Origin of the sequence: Bradyrhizobium sp. AS23.2 (assembly GCF_001908185.1) — a bacterium.
In the GTDB taxonomy this organism is placed as follows: domain Bacteria; phylum Pseudomonadota; class Alphaproteobacteria; order Rhizobiales; family Xanthobacteraceae; genus Bradyrhizobium.
In genome coordinates, this window is sequence record NZ_LGHM01000047.1 from 116,806 (window position 1) to 131,755 (window position 14,950).

Consider the following 14,950-nt stretch of genomic DNA (forward strand, 5'->3'; position numbering starts at 1 on the left):
CTTGGTCGCGAGCCTCTTCTTGTCCGGAGCTCTCTTGTTCGACGCAGGCATCCTGCCTGTTCACATGCCGTGGAAGAGCTTGATCTCCCACAGCACAACGATGATAGCCGTGATCAACGTGATCGCAGCCAACGCACTTTCCAGGGAAGCGACTCTCATTTCAGTCTCCGCTTCCCAGCCCCGTTAGCGGTCTAGTTGATTCCCTGATTTGCCCGCAATTGCGCGGCCGTCGCGGGAGCGCACTCCGTTGGACGCTGTTGTCCGGCGGCCACAACGACACCGTAAAATCCCGGGGTGGTTACCCCACCATCCGGTCCCGCCCGCTCCAGAAGCTCGCGCGCAGCACCTTCTTGTCGACCTTGCCGACCCCGGTCATCGGCAATTGCTTGACGAACTGGATCTGCTTGGGCGTATGGGCCGAGCCCTTTCGCGCCTTCACGAGATTGATCAGCTCGTCGGGGTCGGGTTGAGTTCCCTCGCGCGGCACGATGATCGCCGTGACCGCCTCGCCCCATTTCTCGTCGGGGATGCCGACGACCGCGACCATCGCGACATCCGCGTGCTGCGACAGCACGTCCTCGACCTCGCGCGGAAAGATGTTGAAGCCGCCGGAGACGATCATGTCCTTCTTGCGGTCGAGGATGAACATGTAGCCGCGTTCGTCCTTGCGCGCGATGTCGCCGGTGTGGACCCAGCCGTTCTTCAGTGTCTCGGCGGTGATATCAGGCCGCTTCCAGTATTCCGCCATGACATGCGGCGCGCGAACGCAGATCTCGCCGGCTTCGCCGGTCTTCACTTCCTGGTCGTTGTCGTCGAGGATCTTGACCTCGCAGGCCGAGATCGGGAAGCCGCAGGACAGGAACAGCTCCGGCGTCTTGGGATCGTGATCCGCCTTGCGCAGCACCGAGATGGGATAGCATTCGGTCTGGCCATAGAGCTGCGAGAACACCGGGCCGATGCGCTCGATGCCTTCAATCAGCCGGCTCGGCGACATCGCGGAGGCGCCGTAGAGCACGAGCTCGAGCGAAGACAGGTCGGTCTTGCTCAGCGCGGGATGATCGAGCAGCACGTAGATCATGGTCGGCACGAACAGCGTGAAGTTGATGCGCTCGCGCTTGATCGTGGCCAGCACCGCCTCGGGATCGAAGCCTTTCAGCATGTGTACGGTGCCGCCGCGCATCAGGGTCGGCAGCACTTTCGTGCCGGCGACGTGGCTGATCGGCGCGACCGTGAGATAGCGCGCGGCCTCCGGAATCTCGAAGTCGGCGAGGATCGCGCCGGCAGCTCCAGCGTTTTCCCGGTGGTAGCGCAGCGCGCCCTTGGATTTGCCGGTCGTGCCGCCGGTGTAGTTCAGCGTGGCGAGATCGTCAGGGCCGGCGAGGCACCGCGCGCTGGCGTGGCCTTCGATCTCGATCGCCTGCAGGAGGTCGACGCCATAGTCGGCCGGTCCCATGGTGAAGACCGCCTTGAGCCGGCCCGCCCTCGCGGCGAGCTCGCCGCCGCGATCGCGGAAGGCGGTTGCATCGACCACCAGTACCTCGGCTTCGGAATCCTCGAGCTGGAACAGCTGGTCTGCCTGCGATCCCAGAGGATGCAGCCAGGTGATGCAGAGCCGCGACAATTGCGCTGCAACGCCGGCGCACCAGGTGTCGGCACGGTTGGCGGTGAGGAAGGCGACGCGCGCGCCGGGCTGCAATCCAAGCCGCATGAACACACCCTGGATGCGTCCGATCAGGTCGATGGTGCCCTGATAGCTCAGCGATCCGCCGGGCCACGCGAACGCGGTGCGGCCGGGATAGCGCGACAGCGCCCGTAGCGTCTGCGCGCAAGCCGGAGACGTTGCGTGGAGCGGATCGGACATATGTTTCCTCGTTGCTTTGTCATCGGCGTCTAGCGTGCCAATGTTTGTGCGCAACGCTAGCACAGAGCATGCGGGATGGAACGACAAAGCCCGCGCAGGGAGGCAAGAGTGACAGGGAGGCTTGGGTGACATCCGATCGACTGCAACACTTCCGCGATCGTCTCGCTTTGCCCTTGATCGCGGCGCCGATGTTCCTGGTGTCGGGCGTCGAGCTCATGGTTGCGGCCTGCCGCAACGGCGTGATCGGCAGCTTCCCCACCGCCAATTGCCGCAGCACGGAACAACTGCATGCGTGGCTCACCGAGATCGAAACGCGGCTGCGGCAGCACGAAGATCAAGCCGGCCGTAAGGCAGCGCAGCTCTGCCCGAACCTGATCGTGCACCGCTCCAATGCGCGGCTGGAGCAAGATCTCGCCGTGCTGCTGCGGCACAGACCGGAGATCGTGATCACCTCGGTCGGCTCGCCCGCGCCTGTGCTCAAGCCGCTGCACGATGCCGGCGCGCTGGTGCTGGCGGACGTTGCCTCGATCCGCCACGCCGAGCGCGCGGTGGAAGCAGGTGCCGACGGGCTCGTACTGCTCACCGCGGGTGCCGGCGGCCAGACCGGCTGGCTCAACCCGTTCGCCTTCGTCCGCGCGGTGCGCGCGTTCTACGATGGCATCATCGTGCTCGCGGGCGGCATCAGCGACGGTCGCGCGCTGCTTGCCGCCGAAGTGCTTGGCTGCGATCTCGCCTATATGGGTACGAAGTTCATCGCCACGCGCGAGAGCATGGCTGACGAGCGCCACAAGCGGATGCTGGTCGACAGCAGCGCCGACGACATTTTGCTTACCACGGCGTTCACGGGCTTGCAGACCAGCATGCTGAGGCCGTCGATCGTCGCTGCCGGTCTCGATCCCGACGACCTGCCGGCGCGCGGCGCGATCGACATCGCCAAGGACATCGACGTCACCGTACGTGAGAACCGCCCTAAGCGCTGGCGCGATATCTGGAGCGGCGGGCACTCGACGTCGGGGGTGACGGACGTGCCTGCCGTAGACGATCTCGTCGCGCGGACGCAGGCGGAATATCGTGAGGCCGGTGGGCGGTAGGTTCTTCGCCTCTCCCCGCCTGCGGGGAGAGGCCGACGTGCGGAACGCGCGGCGGGTGAGGGGGCCTCCGCGAGTCGAACTGTTGTTGTGATTGCCGAGACAGCCCCTCACCCCGCCCTCTCCCCGTAAGAACGGGGAGAGGGAGAGGAGGCGCCGTCATCCCGATCACAGTTAATTCCGCACTCCTGCGGTCCCCCGCACTTAACGGCGGATTAACCAACGCCCGCCAAGAATCCCCCTCGAGGCCGCCAATCAGGACAGAGAGGGACAGGCGATGGACTTCCATTTTCTCAACACCAAGACGGCGGCATCGCTGGACGAAATCCGCGTCCGCGTCGCCCATGCGCTGGCCCGTCATCCGCTGTGCCGCAACGTCCGCTTCGACATCGTCAGCGTCCCCCCGCACTCGCCGGGGCGGCAACTGGACGGTGACGCTGCAATCGGTCGAGCCGCGTGCGGTCTGGGAGGCCTCCGAGATCGTCGCCGACATTCAGGATGCCTATGATCTGGCGCTAGCCGCCTGATTCCGTTGAAATTTCCGGACGATGTCGCCGCAGCCCGCGCGATTGCCGCCGCAACGGCCCGGTTAAGCCTTATTTACCGCCCAGTTTCCGGGCAGTGATCACGTGGACTTGAAGTCGGACGCGGAGAGACGTTTGTCCAGAGCCATCACCATCATCGTTCTGACCTGCTTCCTCGTCCTTGGCGCCGCCACCACCGCCATCCTCGGCCGCGACAGCGTGCCCAGCGTCAGCGCCGAGATGATCACGCAGGCCCCGCCGAAGCCGCTCGCGACCAACCGCGCCGCCAAGGCCGACCGTCTGGTTCCGGCGTTAGCGTTGGCCTCGGCGGCGATCGAGCCGGCGCAGGTGCCCGCCGACAAGCTTGCGCAGGCGCCGGACTTGACCGAGCCGCTGCGCCAGGCCTTTGCCGCCGCGACGCCCGCCGATCTTCCGATGAAAGCAAGTGCGTCTGAGGCGCCCGCTGCTGCAGAGGTTCCCGCCGTCGAAGTCCCGGCCAAGCCGAAGGTCGTCGCGAAGCCGCAGCCGCAGAAGTCCTATTCGCTGCTATCCGACGCACAGATCTCGGGCATCAGGGATCGCCTGAAGCTGTCGTCGTCGCAGGAATATTACTGGCCCTCGGTCGAGACCGCGCTGCGCAATGTTGTCCGCAAGATCTCGGCAAACAAGCTCTCCAATCCGAACGCGCCGGGCGTGCCGATCGATCCGAATTGCGACGAGGTCCAGCAGTTGAAGTCGGCCGCGATGCCGCTGCTGTTCCAGCTGCGTGACGACCAGAAAGAGGAAGTGCGCAAGCTCGCCCGCATCATCGGGTTGGAGAAGGTCGCGCAGCAGATCTGACCCGCGGTTCCTTTCCGCGACTCCCCGCTCCACATCGGGAACATCCGCCAATCCCCAGGCGTTGCCCGCTCCAAACAGGGAGCGGACCGATGCACGCCTCGACAGCCTATTTCGTCGGTGCCGGAACAATCGTCGCCGCCATCGCCACGGGTCTCGGCGGCGGCATCGTCGCCGGCAATATCATGAATCCGAGCGCGCCCAAGCAGGGCCTGCATACCAGCAAGATCGAGTGGCGCGCTGACGCCGCCGCGCCAGCCACGACGAATGCGCCGTCCGAGCGCGTGCAATATCTCACCGGCTCGCAAGTCTTTGGCGCGATGATCGCCGCGCCCGCCCAGGCACAGGGCGAAGCAACGCCTGAGGCAAAGCCCGATCAGCAGACCACTCAGGCTAGCGCTGAACCATCAGCGCCGCAGCCTTCGCAAGCGGCCGCGGTCGAGCCGCCCAAGCCGGCCGAGCGGCAGGCTTCGACGGAGCCGCCTTCTTCGTCCGACAATGCCTATGCCAAGGCCGGGGATCCTGACGTGAAGCGTGCAGCGTCCGAACGGCGCCGGGCGCAGCGCCGCGAGCGCTGGGCCGAGCGTCACCGTTACGATTCCCGCGAGCAACGCTGGATGCGCGATGGCACAGATTGGGATGACGTTGCGCGCAACATCCGCGAAGATTCCGATTCGCGGTATGTCGCCAGCCGTCCGCGCGGCGGCTTCCCGCGGATGATGCTGTTTGGTTCCGACAACAACTAGCGTGCCGGCGCGCTCAGCTGCGCAAGTGTGCCGCCGAGCGCGCGACCTTCTCCCAAGAGGACATCGACCGCCGTGCGACTCCGCGACCTTGCGACAGGCGTCGGAGAGCTTCGTCGGCAGGGCGGTGGCGGCGAGCAGCAGCGCGGCATGGGGGGAAGTGAGGGTTGGCTTGTCGTGGGGTGCGTTACAAAACGTCTACCCTCGGCGGCGGATAGCGCCGCGCCAGCACCGACAGCGGCAGGCGCCGTTCGTCCTCCGGCAGCTCCAGAAAAGCCAGCACCAGCGGCCGCTTCCAGTCACCGACGCCGAAATCCATGGCCATCCATTTCTGCGGCTCGGGGCCTTCGAGGCCCCGGACCCAGACAAAATAGCGGGGGAGGTCGTCGGCGTCCGCTTCCGTCGTGTGTCTCCTGGCCATCAAGGCTGCTCGCTGCATCGATACGCGTTATTGCAGGATATAAGTGCCGGCCCGGTGAAGTCGAACGCCTTGACGGTGGTCCGTGCCGGCCAGCGCGCGACACTCTACCGGCGCGGTGTATCCGGTTCAGCCACATGGCGGCGCCTCCGCATCACTGCCAGAGCTCGCTCCCCGCCACGCGATTGATATCGGCGAGCCGGCGATTTGCATCACCCTTGAAGTCGATGCTCTCAACCAGCGTCAGCAGGCGGTGATAGGCGCCGTCGGCAATTTCGACCGGCAGCGGGGCCTCGTCGAAGGCCTCGACATAGCCGTCGACGAGACCGCTCAACAGGCGGCACAGGCCGCGCTGGGCGGGATCGTCCCGGCCGAGCGTCTCGAGCTTTTGCTGAAAGATCCGGAAGGTCCGCAAACCGTGGTGCTGTTCGGAAAGCCACGTGTGCAGGTCGTTCATGTGAGCCTCTTCGGTGAGTGAAGAAGCTAAGGGCTTATACAGTGCGGATGTGACGATTGCTAGGGAGGGGGACGGAGCATCATTGAACCAGTCCGCCTTCGCCAAGGCTTCGGCGGGACAGCCTTCGCTGCTTCGCATCGATAGAATTGCGCCTGGCTTGCCCAGCCGTAGCTGCGAAGCAGCGAAGGCTGGTGCCCCTGGCCGGCAATCACCTAATACCATAACCGATTGAAGATAGAATCATTTTCATCTTCGTGTTTGGACAATACCAACAGGAATACCAACAAACTGACGCGCCTATTAGGTAACGAAAAATAATTCGCGGCCTCCCTGGCAGCGAGCATGCACCATGCCGCTTCGGCCTGCGCGCTCGCTTTGACCGGAATCGAACCCAGGCTGGAAGCACCGCGCGATCGCTCCAGTTCGTCCGATTTGTACGCAAAAGCACGCGGCAGTTAGCGGCCGCGTCGCACTCGCATAATTAGGATCTGACTCTGTGCAATTATCGACCGACTAGACAGGCGGCCCGATCCCGTCGTCTTTGATTGAAAGTGCAGCATGCCCCGACCAAGGCTACGGGACTTGCGAGACTGGTCCCGACGGCGCGCGTGTCGCAAGCGAATAGCTACTGGGACCTTCAAGTTCCTTCTAGTAGGCGATCGGCTTGCGACTCGTCGTTGAGGAGCGTCTTCAGGGGCAAGGCGCGCTTCACGATCGGCGACTTGAGAACGATGTAGGAAAAATACTTTTCAATTCCGATGTTGCGTTCGAGCAGATTTTCCATACGCTCTTGATAGTGCGAGATGCTGCGACAGACAAACCTCAGAAGATAGTCGTAGCCGCCGCTGACGAGATGACATTCCATTAGCTCGTTGACATTGCGCATGTTAGCCTCGAACTTCACGAAATCCTCTTTGCGATGATCGACAAGCGTGATTTCGGTGAAGACCGTGATGCTTTCGGTTAGTTTAGACAAATTGATCTGGGCGCCGAAACCCGTGATGTAGCCGGCGGCTTCGAGCCGTTTCACGCGCTGCAAGCAAGGGCTTGCGGAAAGGCCGACGGCTTCCGCGAGATTGGCGTTCGTCATCCGGCCGTCCTTCTGCAATTGGACGAGGATGTTCAGATCGATACGATCGAGCTTCGAAGCACCGTTCAATGGATCGCCTCCAGACCGGCGACCGATTTGCGGTATGGCCGGACACCCGGCAGCATTTCCCGGACGAAGCCTCAAGTCCATAGGCGATCGGACGTTTCGTCTCGTTCAAGATGCCGGAGCACGTATAACTATCGCGGGAGGTCGCACTTTGAGAGAGGACTCGGACACTTAAGTGTCCGACGCCGGCGAAGTCCCAGCGCGGCGGCGGTAGAATCTCCTTGAGTTTCCGTCGTCGTCTTGACGGTCACCTCTGGATAAGCCAACCGGACCCCCGGGATCGATCGGAAGGTACTGACGATGTCTCGACGAGCGCTTGAGCTCTTCTCGGAAGCAGCAGATCACGTGCGGTCCGATTTCGGTCCGGAAAAGGCATGCAGGTTGGTCGAGAGCGCCCTGAGCGATCTCATTGGCTTCAGACTTTTGACTATTCTGCGAGTGGAGGGCACGTTGGTGCGTCGAATGCACTCTAGCGATCCGGCCGGTTACTCCGTCGGAGGTACAAAGGACATCACAGCGGATGCGTGGTTAAGGGCCATGCTCGATGCCGGTCGTCCCGTCGTCAGCGAAACATCCGAACAGGTGCGGGAGCGCTTTCCTGACCATGACGCAATATTTTCGCTGGGCTGCGGCGCGGTGCTGAACGTTCCTGTAGTGAGCGCGGGGAAAACGCTAGGTAGTCTCAACCTTCTCCACGAAGCGGGTCAATACAGTTGGGAACACGCTTTGGTCGCTCGTCCATTTGCGATGCTTCTGGCGTTGGCTTGGACCGCAAGGTAGCGGAAGGCGGACGAGCCTCCGAGCCCGGCCCCGTGGTATGGCGAGAGCCGGACGCCTGCGCATCCGGCCCTCACATCCGGGCGACCTAAGCGACAGCCTTCACGCTTTCGGCCGAGAGCGCCGCGTCGATGATCCCGAGAGCCTTGTCGAGATCTTCATCCGATACGACCAAGGGTGCCAGGAATCGGATGACGTTGCGGTGGACGCCGCATTTGATCACCAGAAGCCCGCGTTGGCGGGCGAAGTCGATCACGCGCTGGGTGCGATCGGGATCCGGCGTCTTGCTCTTCTGATCAGTGACCAGTTCGATCGCCTGCATGAAGCCCAGGCCACGCACGTTGCCGACGACCGAGTGCTTCTTCGCCACGTCGCGCAGTCCCGCCTGGAGTCGCTGACCGAGCTTTTCAGCGCGATCGAGCAAACCATCATGCTCGAAGGCTTCGAGTACTGCGAGCGCCGCGGCGCAACTGACGGCGTTGCCGCCGTAGGTGCCGCCGAGACCTCCGGGCAGAGGAGCGTCCATCATCTCCGCGCGGCCGACGACGCCGGAGAGCGGGAAACCGCCGGCGAGGCTCTTGGCGACCGTCACCAGGTCGGGCTGGATCCCGGAGTGTTCGAAGCCGAAAAGCTTGCCGGTCCGCCCGAATCCGGTCTGGATCTCGTCGGCGATGAACACGATTCCGTGGCGTTTCGTGATTTCGCGCAACGCCTTCAGAAACGGCGCCGGCGCCGGCAGAAAGCCGCCGTCGCCCTGTACCGGTTCGATGATGATCGCAGCGACGCGATCGGGAGCGATCTGGGTGGCAAAGACCTCGTCAAGGGCTTCGAGCGCTCGCTCGGTCGTCATGTCTCGATAGGCGTCCGGGAACGGAGTGTGGAAGATCTCGGAAGCGAACGGCCCGAAGTTCTGCTTGTAGGGTTGGCTCATGCCGGTGAGGCTGACGCCCAGCATGGTCCGGCCGTGAAAGCCGCCCCTGAACGCGATGACGGCAGAGCGGTTGGTGTAGGCGCGAGCGATTTTGACGGCATTCTCGACTGCCTCGGCTCCGGAAGTCAGGAAGATGCTCTTGTAGGGATCACCCTTTCCGACCAGGCGATTGAGCTTTGCGGCGAGTTCGAGGTACGGCTGGTACGCGGTGACCTGGAAGGCCATATGTGTGACGTTCTTAAGCTGCTTCTCGACGGCCGCCACGACGCGCGGATGATTGTGCCCGACGTTGAGAACGCCGATGCCGGCGACGAAATCCAGATACTGGTTGCCGTCCACGTCCCAGACGTGCGCGCCTTGAGCACGGGCGACAGTGATCGGATGCGCGGTGAGAACACCGCGCGGCACGTTTGCGTGGCGCAGCGCGGCGAGTTCTGCGGCGGTGGATTGAGCGGCTGACATGGCGTGATCCCTTGCTGGTGTATCGGCCTGGCCACCGGAGCCGGCCTTGACGGGATCCTAAGCACCTCGCATCGACCAATTTGCCGAAGACGGCTTCTAGACAGCATGCTCTGTCGTCCTTCGATCGCCAAACCGCAGGCCGTGCTGTGGCACTCTCTAGAAGATAGGTTCCCCGACTGCGACACCGCTGCGGGGGCTCAGCACGATCACCTTCCCATCCGCATCCTTCGCGCCGAGGATGAGAAGTTCGGACGTGAAACCGGCGATGTTCTTCGGGCCGAGATTGCAGACGCAAACGACGAAGGTGCCGATCAACGCTTCCGGAGTGTAGTTCGTGATCTGGGCGCTCGACCACATGGTCCGCCCGGCCCCGACGTCCACGCCGACCCTATAGGAGGGATTTCTCGCTCTGGGGAACGGTTGGACGTCGACGACCTTGCCGATCCGGATATCGAGACGCGCGAAGTCGTCGTAGGTGGCCAAGGCCTTGAGGTCGGTCATTTGGTATCACTCCGTGGATCCCGGGGCGGTAAGTCGGGAGCTCATTAGACCACCTCGCAGCAGCAGGACATTCTGTAAGAGACGCATAGACGGCATCGTCCGCGCGTCGGACCGGATTCATCGGCAGACCCTGCCGGGGCGGCGGTGCGATGCTCAGGCCTCAATTCTGGAGGTCTCCATGTCGCTACGCGAGCGTTTGAAGGATTCAAGTCTATTCCGTGAGCAGGCTTTCGTGGACGGCGCCTGGGTAGACGCTGCTGCGGGAGCCACGGTCCCGGTGATGGATCCCGCCACCGGCGCGGAGATCGGCACGGTGCCGGCCTTGGGCGCAGAGGAAACCCGGCGGGCGATCCATGCGGCCGAGGAGGCTTGGCCGGCCTGGCGTGCGTTACCCGGCAGCGAGCGAGGACGGTTGTTGGAACAGTGGTGTCGGGTGATGCTCGACAACATCGACGATCTCTCCACGATCATGACCGTCGAGCAGGGAAAACCGCTGGCGGAATCGGCCGGCGAAGTCCGCTACGGTGCCGGCTTCATCAAATGGTTTGCCGAGGAGGCGCGACGGCTCTACGGCGATACCATTCCGGCGCCGACTTCCGATCGTCGGATCATCGTCCTTCGTGAGCCGGTTGGCGTTTCCGCCGCGATCACGCCATGGAATTTTCCCAACGCGATGATCACCCGCAAGGCCGGACCGGCCCTGGCTGCGGGTTGTCCGATCATCGCCAAACCGTCCGAATTGACGCCTTTCTCCGCGTTGGCGTTGGCCGTACTCGCCGAGCGCGCCGGCATTCCAAAGGGCGTGTTCTCGGTCGTAACCGGATTGCCTCAGGCGATCGGGGGCGAACTCACTTCGAATCCCTCGGTGCGCAAGCTTTCCTTCACGGGGTCGACCCGCGTCGGCCAACTGCTGATGCAGCAGTCCGCATCGACGGTCAAGCGTGTCAGCTTCGAACTCGGCGGCAACGCACCCTTCATCGTGTTCGACGACGCGGACGTCGATCTCGCCGTCTCGGGGTTGATGGCGAGCAAGTTCCGAAACGGCGGCCAGACCTGCGTCTGCGCGAACCGCGTTCTCGTTCAGGACAAGATCTACGACAAGTTCGCCGACCGTCTGCTGGCCGCGACATCGAAGCTGATCGTGGGCAGCGGATTGCGCGAAGGGGTCACGATCGGACCGCTGATCAACCGCGCCGCGGTCGACAAGGTCCGTCGCCACATCGATGACGCGCTCTCGAACGGCGCCTCCCTCATACTCGGGGGAAAGTCAGGGACGAAGGATCAATTCGTCGAGCCGACCATCCTTTCGAACGCGACCGTCAGCATGCAGTTGGCGAACGAGGAGACCTTCGGGCCCGTCGCCCCGTTGTTCCGGTTCAAGCACGAAGACGAAGCGATCCAGATCGCCAACGCGACTCCCTACGGATTGGCTTCGTACTTCTACACCTCGGAAATCAATCGCTCCTGGCGCGTCGCCGAAAAGCTCGAGTTCGGCATGGTGGGTCTGAACACTGGCTCGGTCTCGCTTGAAGTGGCGCCGTTCGGCGGCATCAAGCAGTCCGGCATTGGCCGTGAAGGCTCGAAGTTCGGCATCGACGAATATCTCGAGATCAAGGCATTCCACATCGGCGGGCTGAGCGTCCAATGAGCCGGGGCGCCATGGTTCGATCAGCCGGTCAGAAGCCTCTGCACCAGGTCCGGCGTGTTCGTCACGCTGTACTTGCGGAGCAGGCGCGTCTTGTAGATGTCGACCGTCCTCGGACTGATTCCGAGGGAAAGCGCAGCTTCCTTACCGGTCTTTCCTTCGATCAGAAGGGCGGCGATATCGCGCTCGCGCGGCGTGAGCGAGCCGCCGATCGTGACCTTCTTCGGTTGCCGGCTCGAAAGCTCGGTAAAGACCCACAGCGTATTCCGGTGAGGATCCTTTGGCGTGTACGTGAACCCGCGCACGTGAACCCAGAACAGTTCGCCGTCGAGACGCCGCATGACGCGATCGTCGGAAAACACCTTTTCCTTCGCGAGCAGCGGTCCGACGCGCACGCCGGCACTCTCGAAGTGAGTGTGGCTCGGATAAAGCCGCTCGAAGGTCGTGCCCGTGAACTCTGTCGGCTTTCCGCCGAATATCTCCGCGAAAGCCTTGTTGCATGCGGTGATGACGCGGTTGTTCGCGATGGCCTGCCCGACGGGCGCGTCCTGAAACGCGCGTCGATAGTCGATGTCGGCGGACGCAGCTTTCATGTTTCTTCCCCGGCCTTCCGTTTCCCGAACACTTAAGTGTCCGACACCTATAGCATTAAGTGTATAGGTATGGCTAACCTAATGGAATAGGTGATGGGTGGAAACATCAAAATAAGAAGCGCCGGAAAACCGGCGGGTCGGCGCAAAGGTGCGTCGAACCCAAGTTTCGCCCGGTGAAACGTCGCGAGGTGTGCCGATGACGACGTCAGCGTCGTTGCTTGAGGTGGACGATATCAGGGCGAGGTTCGGCGGCGTCCGCGCTCTCGATGGCGCGAGCTTCTCCGTCGAAGCGGGCACCATTACCGGTCTGATCGGTCCCAACGGCGCCGGCAAGACGACCATCTTCAATTGCATCTCCGGTCTCGTCGACGGCTTCTCGGGCGCGGTACGCTTCGACGGCGCCGACATCTCCCGAGCGCGCCCCGAAGTCGTTTCCCGATCCGGTCTGGTGCGCTCGTTCCAGCTTGCGCGAGGATGCCCGCTCATGACGGTTTTCGAGCATCTCATGCTGTATGGACCGCGGCAGGCGGGCGAGGGCGTGTTCCGCGCTCTGACGAGTCCCGGCGCTGTCCGCCGACAGGAAGAGGAATTGCGCGAGCGCTCCTACGCGGTCGCCAGGCGCCTCCGGCTGGACCACGTGCTCGACAATCTCGTCACCGACTTGTCCGGAGGACAGAAGAAGCTCCTAGAGATCGGACGGGTGCTACTCGCGGATCCCAAGATGGTCCTGCTCGACGAGCCGATGGCCGGGGTCAATCCGACACTCGTCGGCGAAATCGCCGAACAACTCGCTGCGATCGGAGAGTCGGGCGTCACTATCCTGCTGATCGAGCATGAGATGGAGCTCATCGAACGGCTCTGCGACGACGTCATCGTCATGGCAGACGGAAAGTTCTTGACGAGGGGCAGCTTCGACGAAGTGACGGCTGATCGCCGCGTGCAGGAAAGCTATCTCGGAGTGCAATTGCAATGACGACGCTGAGCGCGAGCGCTGTCTGTGGCGGCTACGCCACCGCCGACTTCATCGTGAAGGGCGTGGATCTCAAGGTGGAGCCCAAGGATCTTGCCGTCATCATCGGTCCCAACGGCGCCGGCAAGTCGACCTTCCTGAAGCTGATTGCCGGCCTTCTGCCGAAGCGGACCGGCGACGTCTCGATCGATGGGGCTGCGCTTCCTGCCGGAGATGCCCATGCCGCCTGCGAACGCGGCGTCAGCTTCGTGCCGCAGGAGCGGAACGTATTCGGCAGCCTTTCGGTGCAGGAAAACCTGGAGATGGGCGGCTATCTGCTGCGGTCGGGGCTGAAGGAGCGGATCGAGGAGCAGTTGACGCGATTTCCGATGCTGCGCGGACGACTTCGCGACAAGGCGGGAAACCTATCCGGTGGTCAGCGGCAGGTGCTGGCGGTGGCCGTGGCTCTCATGACCAACCCCAGCGTCCTCCTCTTGGACGAACCTACGGCCGGCCTTTCGCCCGCGGCGGCCAAGGAGATCTTCGTGTTGGTCCGCGACCTTGCGGCAAGCGGACTGGCGATCCTCATGGTCGAGCAGAACGCGCTTTTGGCGTTGGAGTATGGAACACGCGGCGTCGTTCTCGTCGCCGGCAAGAAGGTTCGAGATGCCGCAGCAGCCTCAGTGATCGAGGACGACGAAATCAGGCATCTGTTTTTGGGGCGCGCCGCGCCGGCGACCGCGCACCGACATTGAATCATTGCAACCCGTAAACGGTGAGGAGTTCGACATGTCGAATTTGGATAGACGTACTTTCCTGCAGGCCGGCCTGGGCGTGGGCGGGCTCATGCTCTCGTCGAGCCTCTCCCGCTCCTGGGCGCAGCAGGGCGATCCGATCAAAATCGGTCTGATCATCCCGCTTACGGGGGCGACCAGCCAGTTTGGCGCAACAATGGGTCAGGCGGCCAAGATCGCAGAAGCCGAAATCAACGGAGCGGGCGGCGTGCGCGGTCGTCCGGTCCAGATCGTCATCGAGGACGACCAGAGCAATCCGGAAGCGGCCGTCCGCGCGGCGCATAAGCTGATCGATGTCGACAAGGTGGTGTCGATCGGAGGCTCGTATGCGTCGGCGGTGACGTCGGCCATTGCGCCGCTTTGCTGGGAAGGAAAGACAGCGCTCCTGACCTCGTCGGGTGCCGACAGCATCACCAAGCTGCCGCACCAGGGATACATCTTCCGGACGTCGCCCACCGTCACGCTGCAGGGAACCAGCGTCGGCAAGTACGCGGTCGAACTCGGCGGAAAGAGGATGTTCTTCCTCGGCCCGCAAACTCCCTTCGCGCAATCGTACATCGACATCACCTCCGCAATCTTCAAGGCGGCCGGCGGATCCGGCGGCGGGCTGATCTACGAAGACAAGAAGTCGAGCTATAGGTCGGAGGTCGACCAGGCGCTCAAGGAATCGCCGGATGTCATCGTGCTCGGCGGCTATGTTCCGGACACTTCGGTCGTTCTGAAGGACCTCTATCGCGCCGGCTATACGGGCAAAAAGCTCGGCTTCTCCTTTGGCATCAACGATGCATTGACGAAAGCCGTTCCTGCCGAGGTCTCCGAGGGAGCGTACTCCCTGATTCCTTCGGCGGCCGAGAACTCCGAGGCCTACAAGCGGCTCATCGGCAAGATGGGCAGGCCTTCCCTCGATAGCTATTCCTGTCAGGTCTACGATCACGTCGTGCTGACGTCGTTGGCGCTCGCGCGCGCCAGTTCGGGAGAGGCGAACGGAACCGCGGTCCGCGACAATCTGCGCGCGATCTCGGCGGGGGAAGGCAAGCGGACCGACGACGCCGTCGAGGCGCTGAAGACGGTCATCTCTGGAGCACAGGTGAATTACGACGGTCCGAGTGGTCCGCTCGAATTCGCCGACAACGGCGACGTGAAGGGCGTGTTCTTCCGCTACGAACAGGTGCAGGCCGGCAAGCTTACGCTTCGCAAGGTCGGCTGACGCAACG

General features: G+C 63.1%; 15 protein-coding genes and 1 pseudogene. 9 read left to right on the forward strand and 7 right to left on the reverse strand.

Annotated elements, in window-relative coordinates; genetic code table 11:
- Positions 1–298: 298 nt before the first annotated feature.
- Positions 299–1,861 carry an AMP-binding protein gene (locus tag AC630_RS11300; RefSeq protein ID WP_074118608.1) on the reverse strand — a complete coding sequence of 521 codons (1,563 nt, stop codon included), beginning with the start codon at positions 1,859–1,861 and terminating at the stop codon, positions 299–301.
- A 125-nt stretch (positions 1,862–1,986) separates the two neighbouring features.
- Between AC630_RS11300 and AC630_RS11305 the strand changes: the two genes are divergently transcribed.
- The 4 genes and pseudogenes from AC630_RS11305 (at position 1,987) to AC630_RS11320 (ending at position 5,056) form a co-directional block, all read left to right on the forward strand.
- Positions 1,987–2,952 carry an NAD(P)H-dependent flavin oxidoreductase gene (locus AC630_RS11305; protein WP_074118609.1) on the forward strand — a complete coding sequence of 322 codons (966 nt, stop codon included), beginning with the start codon at positions 1,987–1,989 and terminating at the stop codon, positions 2,950–2,952.
- A gap of 274 nt (positions 2,953–3,226) precedes the next feature.
- Positions 3,227–3,476, forward strand: a pseudogene (locus tag AC630_RS11310) (hypothetical protein).
- Positions 3,477–3,608: 132 nt separating this feature from the next.
- Entirely contained in the window at positions 3,609–4,313 is a 705-nt protein-coding gene (locus tag AC630_RS11315; RefSeq protein WP_074118610.1) for a hypothetical protein, read from the forward strand.
- Between the two features lie 89 nt (positions 4,314–4,402).
- Positions 4,403–5,056, forward strand: coding sequence for a hypothetical protein (locus AC630_RS11320; RefSeq protein ID WP_074118611.1), 654 nt, complete (start codon positions 4,403–4,405; stop codon positions 5,054–5,056).
- A gap of 184 nt (positions 5,057–5,240) precedes the next feature.
- Here the strand turns inward: AC630_RS11320 and AC630_RS11325 are convergent, their stop codons facing one another.
- From AC630_RS11325 to AC630_RS11335, 3 genes are all read right to left on the reverse strand, one after another.
- On the reverse strand, positions 5,241–5,474 hold the full coding sequence (locus AC630_RS11325; protein WP_074118612.1) for a hypothetical protein: 234 nt from the start codon (positions 5,472–5,474) through the stop codon (positions 5,241–5,243).
- 151 nt (positions 5,475–5,625) lie between these two features.
- Positions 5,626–5,928, reverse strand: coding sequence for a hypothetical protein (locus tag AC630_RS11330; protein ID WP_074118613.1), 303 nt, complete (start codon positions 5,926–5,928; stop codon positions 5,626–5,628).
- Between the two features lie 637 nt (positions 5,929–6,565).
- Complete coding sequence (locus AC630_RS11335; protein ID WP_208866998.1) at positions 6,566–7,168, reverse strand: Lrp/AsnC family transcriptional regulator; 603 nt, start codon at positions 7,166–7,168, stop codon at positions 6,566–6,568.
- A 216-nt stretch (positions 7,169–7,384) separates the two neighbouring features.
- Here AC630_RS11335 and AC630_RS11340 point away from each other — a divergent pair, with 216 nt between their 5' ends.
- Positions 7,385–7,864, forward strand: coding sequence for a GAF domain-containing protein (locus tag AC630_RS11340; protein WP_083636197.1), 480 nt, complete (start codon positions 7,385–7,387; stop codon positions 7,862–7,864).
- Positions 7,865–7,949: 85 nt separating this feature from the next.
- Here AC630_RS11340 and gabT read toward each other — a convergent pair whose 3' ends face one another.
- Together gabT and AC630_RS11350 are read right to left on the reverse strand one after the other, a co-directional pair.
- The gene (gene gabT / locus AC630_RS11345; protein ID WP_074118615.1) at positions 7,950–9,254 is read right to left on the reverse strand and encodes a 4-aminobutyrate--2-oxoglutarate transaminase; all 1,305 of its coding nucleotides are present in this window, start codon (positions 9,252–9,254) and stop codon (positions 7,950–7,952) included.
- 156 nt (positions 9,255–9,410) lie between these two features.
- Positions 9,411–9,755 carry a tRNA-binding protein gene (locus AC630_RS11350; RefSeq protein ID WP_074118616.1) on the reverse strand — a complete coding sequence of 115 codons (345 nt, stop codon included), beginning with the start codon at positions 9,753–9,755 and terminating at the stop codon, positions 9,411–9,413.
- Between the two features lie 178 nt (positions 9,756–9,933).
- Between AC630_RS11350 and AC630_RS11355 the strand changes: the two genes are divergently transcribed.
- Positions 9,934–11,403: an NAD-dependent succinate-semialdehyde dehydrogenase gene (locus AC630_RS11355; RefSeq protein ID WP_074118617.1), complete on the forward strand. Its 1,470-nt coding sequence runs from the start codon at positions 9,934–9,936 to the stop codon at positions 11,401–11,403.
- Positions 11,404–11,423: 20 nt separating this feature from the next.
- Here AC630_RS11355 and AC630_RS11360 read toward each other — a convergent pair whose 3' ends face one another.
- Positions 11,424–11,993: a PAS and helix-turn-helix domain-containing protein gene (locus AC630_RS11360; RefSeq protein WP_074118618.1), complete on the reverse strand. Its 570-nt coding sequence runs from the start codon at positions 11,991–11,993 to the stop codon at positions 11,424–11,426.
- A 196-nt stretch (positions 11,994–12,189) separates the two neighbouring features.
- Between AC630_RS11360 and AC630_RS11365 the strand changes: the two genes are divergently transcribed.
- Genes AC630_RS11365 through AC630_RS11375 form a run of 3 tightly spaced genes read left to right on the forward strand, consistent with a single transcriptional unit; the run spans position 12,190 to position 14,943 of the window.
- The gene (locus tag AC630_RS11365; RefSeq protein ID WP_074118619.1) at positions 12,190–12,966 is read left to right on the forward strand and encodes an ABC transporter ATP-binding protein; all 777 of its coding nucleotides are present in this window, start codon (positions 12,190–12,192) and stop codon (positions 12,964–12,966) included.
- Positions 12,963–13,697, forward strand: coding sequence for an ABC transporter ATP-binding protein (locus AC630_RS11370; protein WP_074118620.1), 735 nt, complete (start codon positions 12,963–12,965; stop codon positions 13,695–13,697). Before AC630_RS11365 ends, AC630_RS11370 begins: the two co-directional genes overlap by 4 nt.
- Positions 13,698–13,731: 34 nt before the next feature.
- Positions 13,732–14,943, forward strand: coding sequence for an ABC transporter substrate-binding protein (locus AC630_RS11375; RefSeq protein WP_074118621.1), 1,212 nt, complete (start codon positions 13,732–13,734; stop codon positions 14,941–14,943).
- Positions 14,944–14,950: the final 7 nt, after the last annotated feature.